This window comes from Natrinema gari JCM 14663 (genome assembly GCF_000337175.1).
GTDB classification, from domain to species: Archaea; Halobacteriota; Halobacteria; order Halobacteriales; family Natrialbaceae; genus Natrinema; species Natrinema gari.
The window spans coordinates 13,157-29,929 of record NZ_AOIJ01000044.1 but is presented as its reverse complement, the minus strand read 5'-3'; the positions used below and the strand labels follow the sequence as shown (position 1 = coordinate 29,929).

The 16,773-nt window shown below is 69.2% G+C and carries 18 protein-coding genes; 11 read left to right on the top strand and 7 right to left on the bottom strand.

The window, feature by feature from the left end:
• Positions 1 to 2: 2 nt before the first annotated feature.
• Positions 3 to 1,241, bottom strand: a complete 1,239-nt coding sequence (locus C486_RS07260; protein WP_049910245.1) for a PQQ-binding-like beta-propeller repeat protein — start codon at positions 1,239 to 1,241, stop codon at positions 3 to 5.
• 151 nt (positions 1,242 to 1,392) lie between these two features.
• On the opposite strand from C486_RS07260, the gene C486_RS07255 reads away from it, so the two are divergent.
• From C486_RS07255 to C486_RS07240, 4 genes are all read left to right on the top strand, one after another.
• Positions 1,393 to 1,701 carry a 30S ribosomal protein S24e gene (locus C486_RS07255; RefSeq protein WP_008454669.1) on the top strand — a complete coding sequence of 103 codons (309 nt, stop codon included), beginning with the start codon at positions 1,393 to 1,395 and terminating at the stop codon, positions 1,699 to 1,701.
• A gap of 1 nt (position 1,702) precedes the next feature.
• Positions 1,703 to 1,837, top strand: coding sequence for a 30S ribosomal protein S27ae (locus C486_RS07250; protein WP_008454667.1), 135 nt, complete (start codon positions 1,703 to 1,705; stop codon positions 1,835 to 1,837).
• 71 nt (positions 1,838 to 1,908) lie between these two features.
• Complete coding sequence (locus tag C486_RS07245; RefSeq protein WP_008454665.1) at positions 1,909 to 3,540, top strand: bifunctional N(6)-L-threonylcarbamoyladenine synthase/serine/threonine protein kinase; 1,632 nt, start codon at positions 1,909 to 1,911, stop codon at positions 3,538 to 3,540.
• Positions 3,541 to 3,627: 87 nt separating this feature from the next.
• Complete coding sequence (locus C486_RS07240; protein WP_008454664.1) at positions 3,628 to 3,912, top strand: DUF5808 domain-containing protein; 285 nt, start codon at positions 3,628 to 3,630, stop codon at positions 3,910 to 3,912.
• 78 nt (positions 3,913 to 3,990) lie between these two features.
• Here the strand turns inward: C486_RS07240 and C486_RS07235 are convergent, their stop codons facing one another.
• Positions 3,991 to 5,661, bottom strand: coding sequence for an NADH-quinone oxidoreductase subunit D (locus C486_RS07235; RefSeq protein WP_008454663.1), 1,671 nt, complete (start codon positions 5,659 to 5,661; stop codon positions 3,991 to 3,993).
• Between the two features lie 83 nt (positions 5,662 to 5,744).
• Between C486_RS07235 and C486_RS07230 the strand changes: the two genes are divergently transcribed.
• A complete protein-coding gene (locus tag C486_RS07230; RefSeq protein WP_008454662.1) occupies positions 5,745 to 6,395 on the top strand; it encodes a helix-turn-helix domain-containing protein in 651 nt (216 codons plus the stop codon).
• 24 nt (positions 6,396 to 6,419) lie between these two features.
• Here the strand turns inward: C486_RS07230 and C486_RS07225 are convergent, their stop codons facing one another.
• The gene (locus C486_RS07225) at positions 6,420 to 6,749 is read right to left on the bottom strand and encodes a cupin domain-containing protein (RefSeq protein WP_008454661.1); all 330 of its coding nucleotides are present in this window, start codon (positions 6,747 to 6,749) and stop codon (positions 6,420 to 6,422) included.
• Between the two features lie 106 nt (positions 6,750 to 6,855).
• Here C486_RS07225 and C486_RS07220 point away from each other — a divergent pair, with 106 nt between their 5' ends.
• On the top strand, positions 6,856 to 7,407 hold the full coding sequence (locus tag C486_RS07220; RefSeq protein WP_008454660.1) for an XTP/dITP diphosphatase: 552 nt from the start codon (positions 6,856 to 6,858) through the stop codon (positions 7,405 to 7,407).
• Positions 7,408 to 7,429: 22 nt separating this feature from the next.
• On the opposite strand, the gene C486_RS07215 is transcribed toward C486_RS07220, so the two are convergent.
• The 4 genes from C486_RS07215 to C486_RS07205 all read right to left on the bottom strand — a co-directional run bounded on the left by C486_RS07215 (position 7,430) and on the right by C486_RS07205 (position 10,409).
• Positions 7,430 to 8,560, bottom strand: a complete 1,131-nt coding sequence (locus C486_RS07215) for a guanosine monophosphate reductase (RefSeq protein WP_008454650.1) — start codon at positions 8,558 to 8,560, stop codon at positions 7,430 to 7,432.
• Positions 8,561 to 8,660: 100 nt separating this feature from the next.
• Positions 8,661 to 9,140: a DUF7384 family protein gene (locus C486_RS07210; RefSeq protein ID WP_008454649.1), complete on the bottom strand. Its 480-nt coding sequence runs from the start codon at positions 9,138 to 9,140 to the stop codon at positions 8,661 to 8,663.
• Positions 9,133 to 9,264, bottom strand: coding sequence for a hypothetical protein (locus C486_RS22585; protein WP_008454647.1), 132 nt, complete (start codon positions 9,262 to 9,264; stop codon positions 9,133 to 9,135). The genes C486_RS07210 and C486_RS22585 overlap by 8 nt, the downstream gene beginning before the upstream one ends.
• On the bottom strand, positions 9,264 to 10,409 hold the full coding sequence (locus C486_RS07205; RefSeq protein ID WP_008454646.1) for a putative sulfate/molybdate transporter: 1,146 nt from the start codon (positions 10,407 to 10,409) through the stop codon (positions 9,264 to 9,266). The genes C486_RS22585 and C486_RS07205 overlap by 1 nt, the downstream gene beginning before the upstream one ends.
• A 515-nt stretch (positions 10,410 to 10,924) precedes the next feature.
• Between C486_RS07205 and C486_RS07200 the strand changes: the two genes are divergently transcribed.
• From C486_RS07200 to C486_RS07180, 5 genes are all read left to right on the top strand, one after another.
• On the top strand, positions 10,925 to 11,983 hold the full coding sequence (locus tag C486_RS07200; RefSeq protein WP_049910242.1) for an AIR synthase family protein: 1,059 nt from the start codon (positions 10,925 to 10,927) through the stop codon (positions 11,981 to 11,983).
• A 122-nt stretch (positions 11,984 to 12,105) separates the two neighbouring features.
• On the top strand, positions 12,106 to 13,467 hold the full coding sequence (thiD, locus tag C486_RS07195; RefSeq protein ID WP_008454639.1) for a bifunctional hydroxymethylpyrimidine kinase/phosphomethylpyrimidine kinase: 1,362 nt from the start codon (positions 12,106 to 12,108) through the stop codon (positions 13,465 to 13,467).
• On the top strand, positions 13,464 to 14,459 hold the full coding sequence (locus tag C486_RS07190) for an LLM class flavin-dependent oxidoreductase (protein WP_008454638.1): 996 nt from the start codon (positions 13,464 to 13,466) through the stop codon (positions 14,457 to 14,459). Before thiD ends, C486_RS07190 begins: the two co-directional genes overlap by 4 nt.
• 95 nt (positions 14,460 to 14,554) lie before the next feature.
• Positions 14,555 to 15,976 (top strand): APC family permease, encoded by a 1,422-nt coding sequence (locus C486_RS07185; RefSeq protein ID WP_008454637.1) that lies wholly within the window; start codon positions 14,555 to 14,557, stop codon positions 15,974 to 15,976.
• Entirely contained in the window at positions 15,973 to 16,722 is a 750-nt protein-coding gene (locus tag C486_RS07180) for a universal stress protein (protein ID WP_008454636.1), read from the top strand. Before C486_RS07185 ends, C486_RS07180 begins: the two co-directional genes overlap by 4 nt.
• Positions 16,723 to 16,773: the final 51 nt, after the last annotated feature.

Genomic DNA, 16,773 nt, shown 5'->3' with positions numbered 1-16,773 from the left:
GCTTACTCAGCCTCCTCGAGGGCGAACACGCGTCCGTCTGCGACGACGTAGAGGATACCGTCGCCGACGATGGGTTGGGAGGGTCCGTGTGGGAGTTCGTACGTCCAGCGCCTGTCACCGGTTTCGGCGTCGAAGGCGTGCAGTTCGGGGAGCCAGAAATCCGCAACGTAGACGACGCCGTCTGCGACCACCGGATGGATGTCGCGGGCGTACTCAGCTGTCCACACTTCGTCGCCGGTCTCGAGATCGATCGCGTGGAGCGATTCGTTGCCGTCCGTAGCGTAGACCGTTCCGTCGGCGACGGCGACGCTCCCGCGGCTGGCGATCCCGTCGTGGACGTATTCCCACCCGATATCGTCGCCGCCGGGCTCGAGAAGCGTCACGGCGCGCCGACTCGGGACGACGAGCCCCGCACTGGTCGCCGTCGGTGAGTTACTCCGGCGAGCGACGAACTCGTCGTCGGAATCGAGGGGTTCGACCCAACCGTCCCAGCGGCGATCGCCGGTCTCGGCGTCGACCGCGACGACGCGACCGGACCCACACGTCACGTAGACGGTGCCGTCGCGAACCGCGGGTCGGTTCGCAGTGTCCGACCCTTTGCCGATCTCGGTCTCCCAACGGACTCGGCCGCTGCTGGCGTCGAGTGCGACAACGCGGTTCGTCTCGGGGACGACCGAGTAGATCACCCCGTCGACCGCGACGGGAGCGGGCGCGGTCGGATTCCCGATGCGCTTGATTGGCGGTGGCTGTCCCGGCGCATGCCAGCGCTCGAGGCCGATGCTCCGGCCGAAGACATCGTAGCCACCGCCGGCCTGGAGCCCGTAGATCCCGTCGATTCCCCTGACTGACAGGGTGGCAGTGCGATAGGCCGTCGCGCTCGCCCACGTCGGCGACGACAGGTACGAGTAGCCGTCCCGTTCGTACTGGACCCGGCCGCTCGGTCGCTCGAGTGCAACCAGCGACGTTCGGCCGACCATCGAGAGCGTCTCGCCGCGTAGCGTCGGCGGTGCCGGTCCCCTGACGGTCGCGTCGGGCTCGCGTTCCCAGCGAATCGTCACACCGTCTTTCGGGCCCGATGCCGCAGGGTTGTAGCCGGTCCCGGCAGCGTCGTACCGTGCCATCGGCCAGTCAGTGTCGGAGGCTGTCGTTGCCGACACCGGCCGATCGAGTCGGTGCATTCCGCCCGTACTGCCCGTCAAAGCGACTCCACCGACGGCGAGCACGTGACGTCTGGAGGGCATTGTTACGACACATTCAGTTTGGATACAAAAAACGTTCGTGAACTCGCCGGTTCGCCACGCGGTCCGCTTACGCCCGTCGGTCGCGAGGAGTCGGGCGCTTCGAAATCCTTTTAGGCGCTACACGGGGATAGTAAGGTAACTGAGTGATATCATGGACGTCGACATCATCTCCGAAACGGAGAACCCCATGTTGCATCGAACGGACGTGACCTTCGAACTCGTCCACGAGGACGCCACGCCCTCCCGCCTGCAGGTCCGCGACAGCCTCGCGGCGAAACTGAACAAGGACGCCGACGAGGTCGTCATCCGCAAACTCGACACCAAGTTCGGGATGCGAAAGACCGTCGGACAGGCGAAGGTCTACGAGACCGACGACTACGCCCGCGAGGTCGAGCAAGACCACATGCTCGAGCGCAACAAGATCGGCGCGGACGAAGACGCCGAAGCGGAGGAAGCATAACATGGCACGACACGAACTCTACGCCGACGACGGCAGCACCGAGGGTGAACTGTGTCCCCGCTGTGGTGACGTCTTCCTCGCCGACCACGGCGACCGCAAGCACTGCGGGAAGTGCAGCTACACCGAGTGGGAGTAACCCCCGACTGATGGGCGACGTGCCGACGACGGCTGTGGCACGTCGACCGCCGAAATCCGCCGTTTTCATCCGTGACTGACATCCGTATCCTCGGGATCGAAGGCACTGCCTGGGCCGCCAGCGCAGCCGTCTTCGACGCCGCACGCGACGACATCGTCATCGAGAGCGACGCCTACCAGCCCGAGAGCGGCGGCATCCACCCCCGCGAAGCCGCCGAGCACATGCACGAGGCCGTTCCGCGCGTCGTCGAACGGGCGCTCGAGCACGCCCGCGAGACCCACGACGGGCCGGCGGACGAACCGCCGGTCGATGCGGTCGCGTTCTCTCGAGGGCCGGGACTCGGCCCCTGTCTGCGGATCGTCGGCACGGCCGCGCGAGCGCTGAGCCAGGCCATGGATGTCCCGCTGGTCGGCGTCAACCACATGGTGGCCCACCTCGAGATCGGTCGCCACACCGCCGACTTCGATGCGCCGGTCTGTCTCAACGCCAGCGGCGCGAACGCGCACCTGCTGGCCTACCGCAACGGGCGCTATCGCGTGCTCGGCGAGACGATGGACACCGGCGTCGGCAACGCCATCGACAAGTTCACCCGCCACGTCGGCTGGTCCCACCCGGGCGGGCCGAAGGTCGAGGCGGCGGCGGAAGACGGCGAGTACGTCGACCTCCCCTACGTCGTCAAGGGGATGGACTTCTCCTTCTCGGGCATTATGAGCGCCGCCAAACAGCGCTACGACGACGGCACTCCCGTCGAGGACATCTGCTACTCCCTGCAGGAGAATATCTTCGGCATGCTGACCGAAGTGTCCGAGCGCGCGCTCTCGTTGACCGGGAGCGACGAACTCGTCCTCGGCGGCGGCGTCGGCCAGAACGCCCGCCTGCGCGAGATGTTAGGGGAGATGTGCGCCCAGCGCGGGGCGAAGTTCCACGCACCCGACCCGCGATTCCTGCGGGACAACGCGGGGATGATCGCCGTCCTCGGTGCGAAGATGTACGCCGCCGGCGACACGCTCGCGCTCGAAGACTCGCGCGTCGACCCCGATTTCCGCCCCGACCAGGTGCCGGTCACCTGGCGGGCCGACGAACCCGAACTCGCGGCCGGCCGCGGCAAAGTAACGGAGGGCGACCGGCAGGTCCGCGGTGCCGAAGCGGTCGTCGACCTCGAGCCCGGCGCCGGCCGCGTCACGAAGCGTCGCCGGGCCAAGACCTACCGCCATCCCGCCCTCGACGAGCGACTCCGCACGGAGCGGACGACGCTCGAGGCCCGACTCACGAGCCTGGCTCGCCGCGAGGGCGTCCCGACGCCGGTCCTCTCCGATGTCGATCCCCACGAAGCGCGGCTGGCACTCGAGTACGTCGGCGACCGTGACCTCCAGGCGGAGCTGTCGCCCGCCCGGGTTCGGGCCGTCGGCCGTCACCTCGCGCGGCTCCACCGCGCGGGGGTCGTCCACGGTGATCCGACGACCCGGAACGTGAGAGTCGACGCCGAGCGAACCTATCTCATCGACTTCGGACTCGGCTATCACACCGACCACGTCGAGGACTACGCGATGGATCTGCACGTGTTCGATCAGAGCCTCGTCGGCACCGCCGACGATCCCGCGCCGCTCCGCGAAGCAGTCCGGGAGGGGTACCGTGCGGTCGGCACGGAGCGCGTGCTCGAGCGCCTGCGGGACATCGAAGGGCGCGGGCGCTACCAGTCGTGAGGACGGGGCGACCGGACCGCGGTCGCCCGATTGCAACGATCGTCACAGCACACAATACTCTTATCAGGGGAGGACGTATCACCGGGCATGGCAGACAAGCCGACTTCCGGTGAGATTCTTGGGGTCCCGTACAACTTCGAACGACCGAGCATCAGCCGTATGCTCTCGTCGTACTGGCAGCCCGGCGAAGGGATGCTCGTCGAGAAGCCCTTCGGCGTCGGCTACACCCTGAACCTCGCCAACTGGCGCTCGTGGATCGTCGTCGCCGTCGCGGGTGCGCTCCTCTGGCAACAGGAGCAGGGGGCCACCGCCGAAAGCGACGAGACCGCCGACGAACCCGTCGAAGTCATCGTCGACGAGAGCGACGACTGAACGCCCGGCTGAGACGCGCTCGAGCGCTATCCCGGCCCTGCGAGCTGTCGGTCTTCGACCCGCCGTTACCGGTCGGGCTCAGCGGTCGACTTCGCCCATGATACAGTCGAGGCTCCCGATCGCCGCGATCAGATCGGCGACGTACTCGCCGCGGGCGATCTCGGGCAGCGCGGAGAGGTTCGAGAAACAGGGGCTGCGGATCTTGAACCGCGCCGGCGTGTCGGTCCCGTCCGCGCGGATGTAGATCCCGAGTTCGCCTTTCGCCCCCTCGACGGCGCGGTAGAGTTCGGCGTCGGCGGCGGGCTTGAGCGTCCGGGGGACGTTGCTCCGAAGGGTCCGTTCGTCTTCGGGCCACTCGGCGAGCAGGTCCAGACACTGCTCGACGATCTTCGCGGATTCTTCGATCTCCTGCAGTCGAACGAGCAGCCGCGCGAAGTTGTCGCCGTCGGGTTCAGTGACGACGTTCCACTCGAGGTGCGGATAGTACCCGTAGGGGTCGTCCCGTCGGAGATCGTAGTCGATGCCGGAGCCGCGAGCGACCGGGCCCGTACAGCCGTACTGCTTCGCGGCGTCGGGTTCCAAGACGCCGGTGTCGACACAGCGGCGCTGGAAGATCTCGTTGGTGACCAGCAGGTCGTAATACTCGTCGATCTTGGCTGGGAAGCCATCGAGGATGTCTCGGACGCCCGCGATGAACTCCTCGCGGGGTTCGGGCAGGTCCCAGGCGACCCCGCCCAGCCGGAAGTAGTTGAACATCATCCGCTGGCCGGTCAGCTCCTCGAGGGCGTCGAGGACGAGTTCGCGGTCGCGGATACCGTACTGGAAGGCGGCACAGAACTCGCCGACGATGTCGAGCGCGTAGGTCCCGATGGCGATGAAGTGCGAGGCCAGCCGTGAGAGTTCGGCACCCATCGTCCGGATCACCTGCGCGTAGTCGGGCACCGTGATGTCGGCCAGATCCTCCGCGGCGCGGGCGTAGGTCCACTCGTTCAGGAGCCCCGAGGATACCCAGTCCCAGCGGTCCGGATAGGGCATGATCTGGTGTCGGTACGTGCTCTGCTGACACATCTGTTCCTCACACCGGTGGATGTAGCCGATGTCGGGGTCGACGTCGACGACCGTCTCGCCGTCGAGCACCGCCTTCACGTGGAGGACGCCGTGGGTCGACGGGTGGTGCGGTCCGATGTTGAGGAACATCGTGTCCGACGTGGTGTCGTGCTCGTCGCCCGCGATCGGATTCGCGTGCTCCGAGAGGGTGACGACCTGTGGCTGCTCCTGGTCGTAGTCCCGCGAGAGCGGATGGCCCTGCCACGTCTCGGGGAGGAGAATCCGGCGCAGGTCCGGGTGGTCCTCGTACTCGATGCCGACGAGGTCGTACGCCTCGCGCTCGTGCCAGTCGGCCGTCTCGAAGACCGGCGTCGCCGACTCGCTTCGTGGCTCGTCGGTCGGCGTCGGGACCACGACGCTCACCTCCCGCGTCGGGTCGGCGTAGGATTTCAGGTGATAGATCGTCTCGAACCGGTCCGGGTACTCCTGGGCGGTGACACAGGAGCAGTGATCGAAGCCCGCCTCGTCCCGGAGCGTCGCGAGCACCGTCTGTACTTCGTCCGGCCGGATCACAACCGCGGGCGCGTTCTCGTGGTCGTCACGACCGAGGACCGCGTCGCCGAGCAGCCCCTCGAGTTCCGCGGCCCCGATCGGAGCGGCGCGCTCGGTCGGTCGTGACTCGAGCGTCGAGTCCGATGTCATAGCCGTCCGTTCGGATGCGGGAGCCGAGTCGATTCTGCGTCACTGGCTAGGCTATTTATATATGCAGACCGGACCCTCCGGCCGTGAAGACGGTTCGACTCACGCTGCGCTACGACGCCGCGACGATCCATCCGATGCATCGCTTCGTCGCCGAAAGCGACGCGTTCGACGCCTATCGGATGGTTCATGGCAACTTCGCGGGGGACGACGACAACGCCTTCATCTTCCACGTCGTCGGCGATCCGGATGTCTACGAGGCCGCGCTCGCGGATACCGGCCGGGTGAGCGACTACGAACTCACGCGGACCGGCGACCGGACGTTCACCGTCTACGTCCGCGATCTGCCCGCCGAGGTGGACGCCCGGCTCCTCGACCTGTTCACCGAGCGCAGTCTCGTCGTTCTGCCGCCGGTGGAGTACCGGTCGGACTGGACGGTCCGGTTTTCCGTCGTCGGCGACTCGGACGACCTCCGGCGCGTGCTCGAGGGCATCCCCGACGGCATCGAGACGACCGTCGACCGGGTCGGCGAGTACGACGGGGGCGACGCCGCGGTCGGCGCGCTGACGGCGCGCCAGCGGGAGACGCTGCGGGTCGCCCGCGAGCTGGGGTACTTCGATGTCCCCAGATCGGCGGGCGTCGAGGACGTCGCCGCGAAACTCGACTGTGCGCCCGGGACGGCCGCCGAACACCTCCGGAAGGCGGAGGCGGCCGTGATGGAGGCCCTCGAACTGTAGCGAGTGCCGCTGCGAATGCAGGCGCTACTCCGACGTGTACGCCCCGAGCGGCGGTGTGAACGCGTCGATGACGCGACACGGCTCGAGAGCCCGCACGCCGTGGACCGTTCCCGGCGGGACGACGTACGAATCACCCGCCTCGAGGGTCCGCGAGCGCTCGCCGCGGAGCTCGAGCGCCCCCTCGATAACGAACGTCGCCTGCGTCGTCTCGTCGTGGGCGTGTGGCTCTCCTTCCGCGCCCGCCTCAAGCGAATAGTGAACGAGCATCAGTTCGTCGGTGGCCGCCAGCACGCGCCGCTCGCCGCCAGGGAGGTCGTCGATTCGGTCGGGATCGTCCCACTCGGTGACGTTCATACGTCGTGTTCTCCGTCCACCACTGCTTGATTCTTTCGCGGCTCGGGAGTCGAGGGGCGAACGGGCAACCGACGCCTATTTTCCGCCCGCGGACCCCGCCTCGTACATGGCCATTCGATTCGTGACCGGCAACGCGGGGAAGGTCCGTGAGGCGCGGGACTACCTCGCGGGGATCGAGCCCGTCGAACAGATCGACTACGACTACACCGAGGTCCAGAGCGACTCGCTTGAGGAGATCGCCGCCCACGGTGCGCGCGAGGCGTTCGCGGAGTTGGGGAGCGACGAGCCGGTCCTGGTCGACGACGCAGGGCTGTTCGTCGAGGCGCTCGGCGGATTTCCGGGGCCGTACTCGGCGTATGTCGAGGACACCGTCGGCGTCGAGCGGCTCTGGCAACTCGCGGAGGCGGAGGAAAACCGCCGCGCGACGTTCCGGACCATCCTCGCGTACGCTGACGAGAACGGGACCGAGACGTTCGCGGGTTCAGTCGCGGGCACCCTCGTCGCGCCCCGCGGCGAGGGCGGGTTCGGCTACGATCCCATCTTCGAGTACAACGGGACGACGATGGCCGAGATGAGCACCGAAGAGAAAAACGCCATCTCACACCGCGGCCGCGCGCTGGCGACGTTCGCGGAGTGGTACGCCGACCGCGACGAGTAACGCGCCGGAGCTCGATCGGCGGTCAGTCGTCTCCTTCTGCGGCGGTCTCGACCGCGTCGTCGTCCGCCGCGAGCTGCGCTTCGGTGACCGTCTTCGCTTCACTCTCGACGCTGACGCCCTCCCAGTCCTGATCCGCGTGGTACCCCTCGCGTTCCTTCGCGCTGGGAGCGACGCGGATGAACTCGGCGTGTCGGCGAGCCGCGGGAATCGTCTCACCGCCGCAGTAGGAGAGCCCGGACTGAATGCCCGCACAGAACTCGTCGACGACGTCGCCGACCGGCCCCTTGTACGGCGTCAGGGCCTCGACGCCCTCGTCGGCGCGAACGTTGGCATCCTTGTCGTCGCGGTTCTCGGCGGCCGTGGTGGTCGCCATGCCCCGCGAGCGCTTGTACCGCGCCCCGTCGACTTCCACCACCGCGCCGGGTGCTTCCTCGGTGCCGGCCAGCAGGCTTCCCAACATCACCGTGTCGGCACCCGCCATCAGGGCCTTGACGGCGTCGCCGGACGTTCGAATCCCGCCGTCGGCACAGATCGTCACGTCCAGATCCTCGGCCGCCGTCGCACAGTCGTCGACGGCAGTCAGTTGCGGGACGCCCGCGCCGGCGACCTTTCGGGTGGTACAGTGGGAGCCGGGACCGATGCCGACTTTCACGCAGTCCGCGCCGGCGGCCGCGAGGTCCTCGACGCCGGCCGGCGTCGCGACGTTGCCGGCGACGAGGTCGGTGTCCGGGAACTCTGCCCGGAGCGTCTCGACCGCCTCGAGCGATCGCTCGAGGTGGCCGTGGGCCACGTCGACCACGAGCGCGTCGACGCCGGCGTCGATCAGCGCGGCGCTGCGGCCGACGTAGTCTTCGTTGATCCCCACCGCGGCCGCCACCTGCTCGTCGGCGGCCGTTACCCGTTCGACCTGTTCGGCCTGCTCGTCCGGCGTGAGAAACCGGTGAACGACGCCGATCCCGCCGGCGCGCGAGAGTTCGATCGCTAGTTCGGCCTCCGTGACGGTGTCCATCGCGGCGGAGACGAGCGGCGCGTCCAGTTCGACGGACGGCGTGAGCCGCGTCGAGAGGTCGACGTCGCTGCGGCTATCGACTGGCGAGCGGTTCGGGACGAGGAGCACGTCACCGTAGCTCAACCCGGTTCGTAGATCGTTCATTACCCCTTACCATCGATGCGTCCCTGGCTGATAAGGGTCCCGAACTCCGGTGGCTTCGCGGCGTTGCCAGGGGTCCGATATCGCGTCGTCGAGACCGCCGTCAGGCTCGCGGGTCTCGGTCCGGCCCCGGATACTCGCCGTCTTCGACGACCGCGTACAGGCTCGCAGGGTCGAACAGGCGGGCGAACGCGTCCGGCGGGCGGATACTGACGGAGACGCGGGGCTGCAGGGTGAGCCCGGCCGTCGCCGATCGAAGCCGGTCGTCGGTCGAGAGCAGGTGAGCCGCGTTCCCCCGATAGGCCGACGCCAGCCCGGGATGGTCCCCGTCGGGCTGGTCGACCGCGACGCGCTCGGCCGCGAGCCGCTCGCGGTGGTCCGCGGCGAGGTCGGCGTCGGCAAGCGCCGTCACGAGCCGTTCCGTCTGCTCGAGCAGCGGGTCGCTGGCGACGAGGTCGATCCAGGAGTGGCGACGGACGTGATCCAGCGCCTCGCGCGCGTCGCCGCCGACGAGTAAGTCCGCCGCGAGCACGTCGGCGTCGGCGACGACGCGGGCGGGGTTCGGCTCGTCGCGGTCAGGCATCGCTGTCCTCCCGGATCGCTGCGAGTGCGTCCCGAATCGCCTCGCGATCGCCGTCGTACTCCGCGCCGCGGTCGAAGAGATCGGCCCAGCTCGCGTGCATCGGTGGCGGTTGGGGCTCCGGCATCAAAGGTCGTCCGGCTCGCGCTCGCCGACGCCGCTTGCGCCCCACGCCGACCGCGAGACGAGCCAACTACCGACGGTGCCGAGGACGAACGCAACGCCGACATTGCCGGCGGCACCGGCGACTCCGACGGCGGCGACCACCGCGAGGGATCGACGATCGGTGACGGCCGCGACCGCCGCGCGGGCCAACTCGAGCGCCACGACGACGAGCAACACGCCCAGAACCGCCATCGGGAAGGCGGCGAGGACGGCCCCGGCGGCGATCGGCGCGAGCGCGAGGTAGCCGAGGCCGAGCAGGACGTTCGCGCCGCCGGTTCGCGCGCCGAAGGCGTACTTGCCGGCGAGGCCGCCGCTGCCGTGACACATCGGGACGCCGCCCAGCGGGATCGCCGCGAGGCAGGTCACGCCCATACTCGTCGAGAGCGCGTCCGCCGAGACCTCCCGGTCGTAGAGGTCGCCACAGAGCAGGGCGGTCGCGATCGCGGCGTTGCCGACCGTCATTCCCAACTGGGCGACGGTCCCCTCGACGGCGGCTGCGGTGAGCGACGGCGAGCCGGCGGGAAACACCGTGAGTGCCGGCATCGTCGGCGTCGGAACGCCGGCCGTCGCGACGGCCGCGACGGCCCCGAGTCCGAGCACGACCAGCACGCTCGCCTGCCGGTAGCCGACGAGCGCCAGCAGGCCGACTACGGCGAGCCCGCCCACCGCCACCGGCGGGTTGCCGATCGAGAGGTCGACCGCCGCCTCGAGCAAGAGCAAGGCCACGGCGAGTTGCACGCCACGGATGACCGGCTCGCCGACCACCCGCTGGAGCCGACCGACGAGCCCGAGCTGTCCGACGGAGAGGAGGACCCCGCCGGCGAGCAGTCCGGCGGCGGCGAGTTCGGCAGCGGACAGCGCGCCGACGACCGCCAGCCCGACCAGTGCCTTCATCGGTTCGACGGAGAGCGGCAGTCCGTAGGCCACCCCCCAGACGATCTGAAAGACGCCGAATCCGACCAGCACGTGGGGCAGCGAGACGGTCGTCGTCGCTCCGAGCGCAACGAGCAACGGCAGGACCGTCACCGAATCCCCTAGCGCACCCGCGAGTTCGCTCGTGGAGAACTCGAGGTCGGACCCGGACCGCGACCGGAACGAATACCCCATCTACAACGGTATGGGGCTCCGTACCTTGACTCTTGGCAGTAACCGCTCGCGGTTCGATCCGCCCGCTGATGACCCGTCTTTCGGTTACGCCGATCGCGGGCCACCAGCATCGCCGTGAGTATCGATGCCAGCTCCCGCCGCGTCGGTTCCGGCCGCTGCGGCGCGGTCGGTCGTCCGTCGTCAACAGCGGTGCGTCGCCCGACGGGCCACAGGGAAAGTCAACGCGGCCGTCTTTCGAGCCAGTCGACGAAGGATCGGAGCCGCGATCGGTCGACGCGGCCGGCCGAACCGAACGGCGTCACGAGCGGCACACCGGTACCGTGCATACACGAGTGAAGGACGGCACGGGGCTCAATACCGGGCGGTTCCGGTCGTCCGCTCGGTCCCCGCGTCGATCACGTCCATACCCCTGACCGGGACGGAACGCAGCTGCTCGGTTTGCGCTCCGTTGTCGCTCGCGTACGGGCGGACGCCGAATCAGCACGGATAAGGTGGCCGCCCGCCATCGATCGGCCGTGAGCGATCTCGGAAAAATCGACCGCGCGTTCTTCGACCGACACATCGCGCCGAACCTCGGTGCCGACCGCGACGACGTTTCCCTCGGACCGGCCCATGGCGTCGACTTCGGCGTCCTCGATATCGGCGACCGGGCACTGGTCACCGCGACCGATCCGCTCTCGATCCTCCCCACCCTCGGCCTCGAGCGAGCGGCACGCTTCGCCCTCGATCTCGTCCTCGCGGACGTGGCCGTCAGCGGCGTCCCACCGTCGCATCTCTCGATCTGTTTGACGCTCCCGGAGTCGATGACCGACGCCGAGTTCGCGACGGTCTGGGAGACGATCCACACGGAGTGTGCAGATCTCGGGGTCGCCGTCGTAACGGGGCATACGGCGCGCTACGACGACATCTCACATCCGTGGGTTGGGGCTGCCACCGCGATGGGCGTCGGCGAGCACGACGATATCGTCCGCCCCGACGGTGCCCGTCCGGGCGACCGACTGCTCCTGACGAACGGTCCCGCCGTCGAATCGGTCGGGCTGTTGAGTACCCTCTTCGGCGACCAGCTCGCGCTCCCGGACGGCGTGATCGCGGACGCACAGGCCCGCCTCGAGGAGGTGTTTTCGGTTCGCGACGCACTCACCGCGGCCGCCGCGGGCCCGGTGCGGGCGATGCACGACGTGACCGAGGGCGGGCTCGCCGGCGCGGTGAACGAGATGGCCGACGGTGCCGGCGCTCGGTTCGCGATCGACCGCGCGGCAGTCCCGATGCGCCCCGGCGTCCGCGCGGTCTGTGACACCCTCGACATCGATCCCTGGGCGGCGACGAGTTGTGGCTCGCTCCTGCTCGCTGTCGACCCCGCGGGTGTCGGGGCCGTGCGTGCCGCACTCGAGGACCGTGACACGCCGGTCGCCGACATCGGCCGCGTCGAGGCCACCGACGCCGAGGGAGGCGAGGTGCTCGTCGACGGGGAGCCACTCGAGCATCCGACCGTCGATCCGTCGTGGGAGGCCTACGCCGAACTTGCGGCCGCGGCGACCGAGCGCGACGACCGGTCCTCGAGTGCTGGCCAGTAGACCGGCGTGCCGTCACGAGGGGACGGACGGCTGCGGATCGGCGACGGGACCGAAGCAGCCCGTGCCGACTCTCAGCGTCGCTGACCATCACCGCTTAGTATAAGCCGGGAATACGATCCCGTATGCGAACACCAGCACCCGATAGCCGGCCGGTCGCGCTGACGATCGCCGGCAGCGACTCCGGCGGCGGCGCGGGAATCCAGGCCGACCTCGCGACGATGGCCGCCCACGGCGTCTTCGGCACGTCGGCGATCACCGCCGTCACCGCCCAGAACACCCGCGGCGTCTCGTCCTCGCACGTCCTCCCGACCGACGAGATCGACGCCCAACTCGAGGCCGTCACCGACGACTTCGCGGTCGGCGCGGCGAAGACGGGCATGCTCGCGACGACCGACGTGATCGAAACCGTCGCCGAACACGCACGGGAATTCGCGTTCCCGCTGGTCGTCGATCCCGTGATGGTCGCAACCTCCGGGGATCGTCTGCTCGAGCCCGACGCGGAACGCGCCTACGAGGACCTGCTCGGCCGGGCGACGCTGGCGACGCCCAACACCGACGAGGCCGAAGTGCTGACGGACATCGCGGTCACCGACGACGAGAGCGCAGTGGCGGCCGGCGAGGCGATCCTCGAGACGGGCGTCGACGCCGTCCTCGTCAAGGGCGGTCACGTCCCCGGCGAGACGGTCCGGGACATCCTCGTCACTGCCGAGCGCGTCCGCACGTTCGAGCACCCGCGGGTCGGCACCGAGGCCACCCACGGCTCGGGCTGTACGCTGGGCTCGGCGATCACGGCCCGGCTCGCCACGGGCGACTCGCTCGAGACGGCCGTCGAGGGTGCCACGGCATTCCTCGAGCGTGCAGTGCGCTACTACTACGATGTCGGCGAGGGCCACGGCGCGGTCAACCACATGGTCCCGCTGCGAAACGAGGCCGCCAGGGAACGAACCGCCGAGGCCGTCCAGGCGGTCGTCGACCGGGTCGTCGAGGCCGACGTGTCGGCGTTGGTCCCCGAGGTCGGGATGAACGTCGTCGGGGCGACGCCCTACGCCGACTCCGCCGCCGAGACCGCCGCCGTCGAGGGGCGCATCACGCGGACGCTGTCCGGCGTCCAGCCCAACCGCGGAGTTCGGTTCGGTGCCTCGAGTCACGTCGCTCGCTTCCTCCTCTCGGCGCGGGAGTTCGTCCCCGACCTGCGGTTCGCTGTCAATTGTCGGTTCGACGCGGCCGTCGAGGACGCGCTCGAGGCCCTCGAGTGGCCGGTCGCAGAGTACGACCGCGACCAACAGCCGGCCGAGATCAGGGAGACGGCGGACAGCACGATGGGCTGGGGTGCCCGGCAAGCCTTCGCCGATCGCGACGAGCCCCCCGTCGCCGTCATCGATCGCGGTGCGGTCGGCAAGGAGGCGCTCGTCAAAATCGTCGCGGACGATCCGGAGACGCTTGCCGACCGAACGCTGGCGCTCGACCGAGAGGTGACCGAATGAGCGCCGACGAATCGAGGGCCGCGACCGATCTCAATGTCGGCCTCATCCTTCCGCAGTACGGTACCGACATCGACACCGTTCGGGCAACCGCACTCGAGGCCGAAGCGCTCGGCTACGACGCGGTCTGGCTCGAGGATCACTTCCAGTCATGGATCGGCGACCCGCGACGCGGCGTCCACGAGCCCTGGACGACGCTGAGCGCGGTCGCCGAGGCGACGGAACAGGTGCGACTCGGCACGCTCGTCACGAGCCAGTCCTACCGCCATCCCGCGCTGCTGGCGAAGATGGCGGCGCAGGTCGACCGCATCAGCGACGGCCGCCTCGAGCTCGGCCTCGGCGGCGGTTGGTACGCCGCGGAGTACGACCGCTTTGGCTACGCGTTCCGGGAGCCGCCGGCCGAACGGCTCCGCCGGCTCGCCGAGACCGTCACGATCCTGCAGGGGCTCTGGACGAACGAGACGTACAGCCACGAGGGCGAGCACCTCGAGATCGACCTCGACGAGGCGTTCTGCGAGCCCCAGCCGGTGCAAGAGCCCCATCCGCCGATCTGGATCGGCGGCGGCGGCGAGTCGTTTACGCTGCGGTACACCGCCGCCCTGGCCGACGGCTGGAACTACGGCACCCTCGAGCCAGAGGGGTTCGCGGCGAAACTCGCGGTCTTACGCGAGCACTGCGAGAGCGAGGCCCGATACGACGAGCTCCGAAAATCCGCCGAACTATTCGTCTTCACGGGCGAGACGACCGCGGCCGCCGAAGACAAGCGCGAGGCGTTCCGGAGCGAGTTCCTGCCCGACGACGGCCCGAGCGAGCCCCGCGAGTTCTTCCTCGCCGGCTACCTCGAGACGGCACCGACGGGGACGCCGGCGGAGATACGCGAGCGGCTCGCCGACTACGCCGCCGCCGGCATCGAGGAGGTCATGCTCGCGGTTCCGGACGCGGCCGCCGACGGGGACGGGAGCCTCCGGCGTCTGGCCGACGAACTCACCGGGTAGCCAGCCGGCCGAGCCGGGTCAGTGTCCGAACCGGTCGATCCCAGTCGCCTCCATTCGACAGCAGAGCTATAGGGCAGGCGCGAGACGCCCCCGATATGAGTGATCCGTCGTCGGCCGGTGGGACCAACGTCGAGGGAGAGTCACCACGAGTCGAGCCGACGATCGAAACTGCGGACGTGACGATCACCGACGACGCCGAACTCGAGCGGACGCTCGGGCTCGCCGGCGCCCTCGCGATCGGGATCGGGACGATGATCGGAGCCGGGATTTTCGTCTTTCCGGGGCTGGCTGCCGGCCGGGCCGGACCCGCGGCGGCTGGGTCGTTCGCGATCGGCGCGTTCGTCGCCCTCCTGGTCGCGCTGCCGGCGTCCGAACTCGCGACGGCGATGCCCAAAAGCGGCGGCGGCTACTACTACATCTCGCGCGGTCTGGGAACGCTCCCCGGGGCCGTCGTCGGGCTGTCGCTGTGGTTCGGGCTGGTGTTCGCGACGGCGTTTTACCTCGTCGGCTTCGGCTACTACGCCGTCGACACGCTCGCGGAACTCGGCGTCTCGATGGGCGACGGCCTCGTCATCCCGCTGGCGCTGCTGTTCGGCGCTGGTGTAACCGTACTGAACGTCACGGGGACGGAAAACGCGGCGAAACTGCAAAACGGGATCGTCGCGTTACTCCTGTCGATCCTGATCGTGTTCCTCGGCTACGGCGGGCTCGACGCACTGGGGATCGTCGGGGAGCCGTCCGCCCCCCAACAGTTCGCGCCGTTCGGACCGATGCCCGTATTGACGACCGCGGCGCTCGTGTTCACCTCCTATCTCGGCTTCGCGCAGGTGGCGACCGTCGCCGGCGAGATTCGCGACCCCGGACGGAACCTGCCCCTCGCGATGGTCGGCTCCGTCCTCGTCGTCGGCGTCCTCTACGTCGCGGCGATCTTCGTCGCAACCAGCGCGTTCGGGAGCGAGCGGCTCTCGACGTTCGGCGAAACGGCGATGGTCGAGGTCGGCCGCCACTACTTCGGCTCGGCCGGTGCGGTCGCGATCGTCTTCGGCGGACTGCTCGCGACGATGTCCAGCGCCAACGCATCGGTGCTCAGCACGTCTCGAGCCATCTACGCGGTCTCCAAAGATGCCCTGTTACCGCGGCACGCGAGCCACATCAACCTTCGATACGGCACGCCACACGTCGCGCTGGGGATGGCCGGCGGGCCGATCCTCGCGCTGGTGGCGACCGGCCGCGTTGAACTGCTCGCGGAGGTCGCGTCGTTCCTTCACCTCGTCACGTACGGGCTGCTTTGCGTGGCCCTGCTCGCGCTGCGGCGAGCCGACCCGTCGTGGTACGACCCCGACTTTCGGGTCCCCGGCTATCCCGTCGTCCCGATACTCGGCGCGCTCGCGAGCTTCGCCCTGATCGGGTTCATGCAACGGACATCACAGCTCATCGGCGTCGGGATCATGCTCGCAACCGCCGGCTGGTACGCCTACTACGGTCGTGACGTGACGCTGAAGGGGGTGGTCGAATGACGCGCGTGCTGGTTCCGCTGGCGATTCTCGAGGGCGAGTCGGTCTCGACCGGCCTCCCGACGCTGCTCGCGACGATGGACGTGACCGTGCTCGGCTACCACGTCCTCCCGGAACAGACGCCGCCGGACCAGGCTCGCCTCCAGTACGAGGACCGGGCGACCGCCGCCCTCACCGATCTCGCCGAGGCCTTCGAAGCGGCCGGGGGGAGCGCCGACCATCGCCTCGTGTTCACCCACGATCGGGAGCGAACGGTCGATCGGGTCGCCGACGAGGTCGCCGCCGACGCCTACGCCGTCACGGGGGCGACCGGCTCAGTCGATCGCCTCCTCGTGGCGTTGACCGGCAACATCGCCGGCGACCGAATCACCGCGTTCGTCGCCGAACTGGTCGGCGACCGCGAGATCGGCGTCACGCTCTTTCTGGCGACCGACGACGAACCCGGCGGCCGGGAATCGATCGCGGCGGCTGCCGACTCCCTCGCCGAACGCGGAATCGACGTCGAGACCACCCTCGCGGTCGACGAACCGCCCCTCGAGGCGCTCGTCGAGGCCGCACCGAGCCACGATGCGATCGTCATGGGCGAACGGTCCCCGTCGCTTCGGTCGTTTCTCCTCGGCGAGGAGGCCGACCGCGTCGCTGCCGAGGCGGTCGGGCCGGTGATCGTTGTCCGCGAGGAGAGCGCCGACGCAGCAGCGACTCGTGAGCAGGGGATAGACGCCGATCGCGCGTCGCAACTCGAGGACTGAGCGGGTCTGGAGGCCGGTCGGTCGACCGGTGCCCTCGCCCCCGCGACACGG

Coding starts and splice junctions, on each gene's coding strand:
- C486_RS07260 (WP_049910245.1), bottom strand. CDS start 1,241: ATGCCCTCCAGACGTCACGTGCTCGCCGTCGGTGGAGTCGCTTTGACG.
- C486_RS07255 (WP_008454669.1), top strand. CDS start 1,393: ATGGACGTCGACATCATCTCCGAAACGGAGAACCCCATGTTGCATCGA.
- C486_RS07250 (WP_008454667.1), top strand. CDS start 1,703: ATGGCACGACACGAACTCTACGCCGACGACGGCAGCACCGAGGGTGAA.
- C486_RS07240 (WP_008454664.1), top strand. CDS start 3,628: ATGGCAGACAAGCCGACTTCCGGTGAGATTCTTGGGGTCCCGTACAAC.
- C486_RS07235 (WP_008454663.1), bottom strand. CDS start 5,661: ATGACATCGGACTCGACGCTCGAGTCACGACCGACCGAGCGCGCCGCT.
- C486_RS07225 (WP_008454661.1), bottom strand. CDS start 6,749: ATGAACGTCACCGAGTGGGACGATCCCGACCGAATCGACGACCTCCCT.
- C486_RS07220 (WP_008454660.1), top strand. CDS start 6,856: ATGGCCATTCGATTCGTGACCGGCAACGCGGGGAAGGTCCGTGAGGCG.
- C486_RS07215 (WP_008454650.1), bottom strand. CDS start 8,560: ATGAACGATCTACGAACCGGGTTGAGCTACGGTGACGTGCTCCTCGTC.
- C486_RS07210 (WP_008454649.1), bottom strand. CDS start 9,140: ATGCCTGACCGCGACGAGCCGAACCCCGCCCGCGTCGTCGCCGACGCC.
- C486_RS22585 (WP_008454647.1), bottom strand. CDS start 9,264: ATGCCGGAGCCCCAACCGCCACCGATGCACGCGAGCTGGGCCGATCTC.
- C486_RS07205 (WP_008454646.1), bottom strand. CDS start 10,409: ATGGGGTATTCGTTCCGGTCGCGGTCCGGGTCCGACCTCGAGTTCTCC.
- thiD (WP_008454639.1), top strand. CDS start 12,106: ATGCGAACACCAGCACCCGATAGCCGGCCGGTCGCGCTGACGATCGCC.
- C486_RS07190 (WP_008454638.1), top strand. CDS start 13,464: ATGAGCGCCGACGAATCGAGGGCCGCGACCGATCTCAATGTCGGCCTC.
- C486_RS07185 (WP_008454637.1), top strand. CDS start 14,555: ATGAGTGATCCGTCGTCGGCCGGTGGGACCAACGTCGAGGGAGAGTCA.
- C486_RS07180 (WP_008454636.1), top strand. CDS start 15,973: ATGACGCGCGTGCTGGTTCCGCTGGCGATTCTCGAGGGCGAGTCGGTC.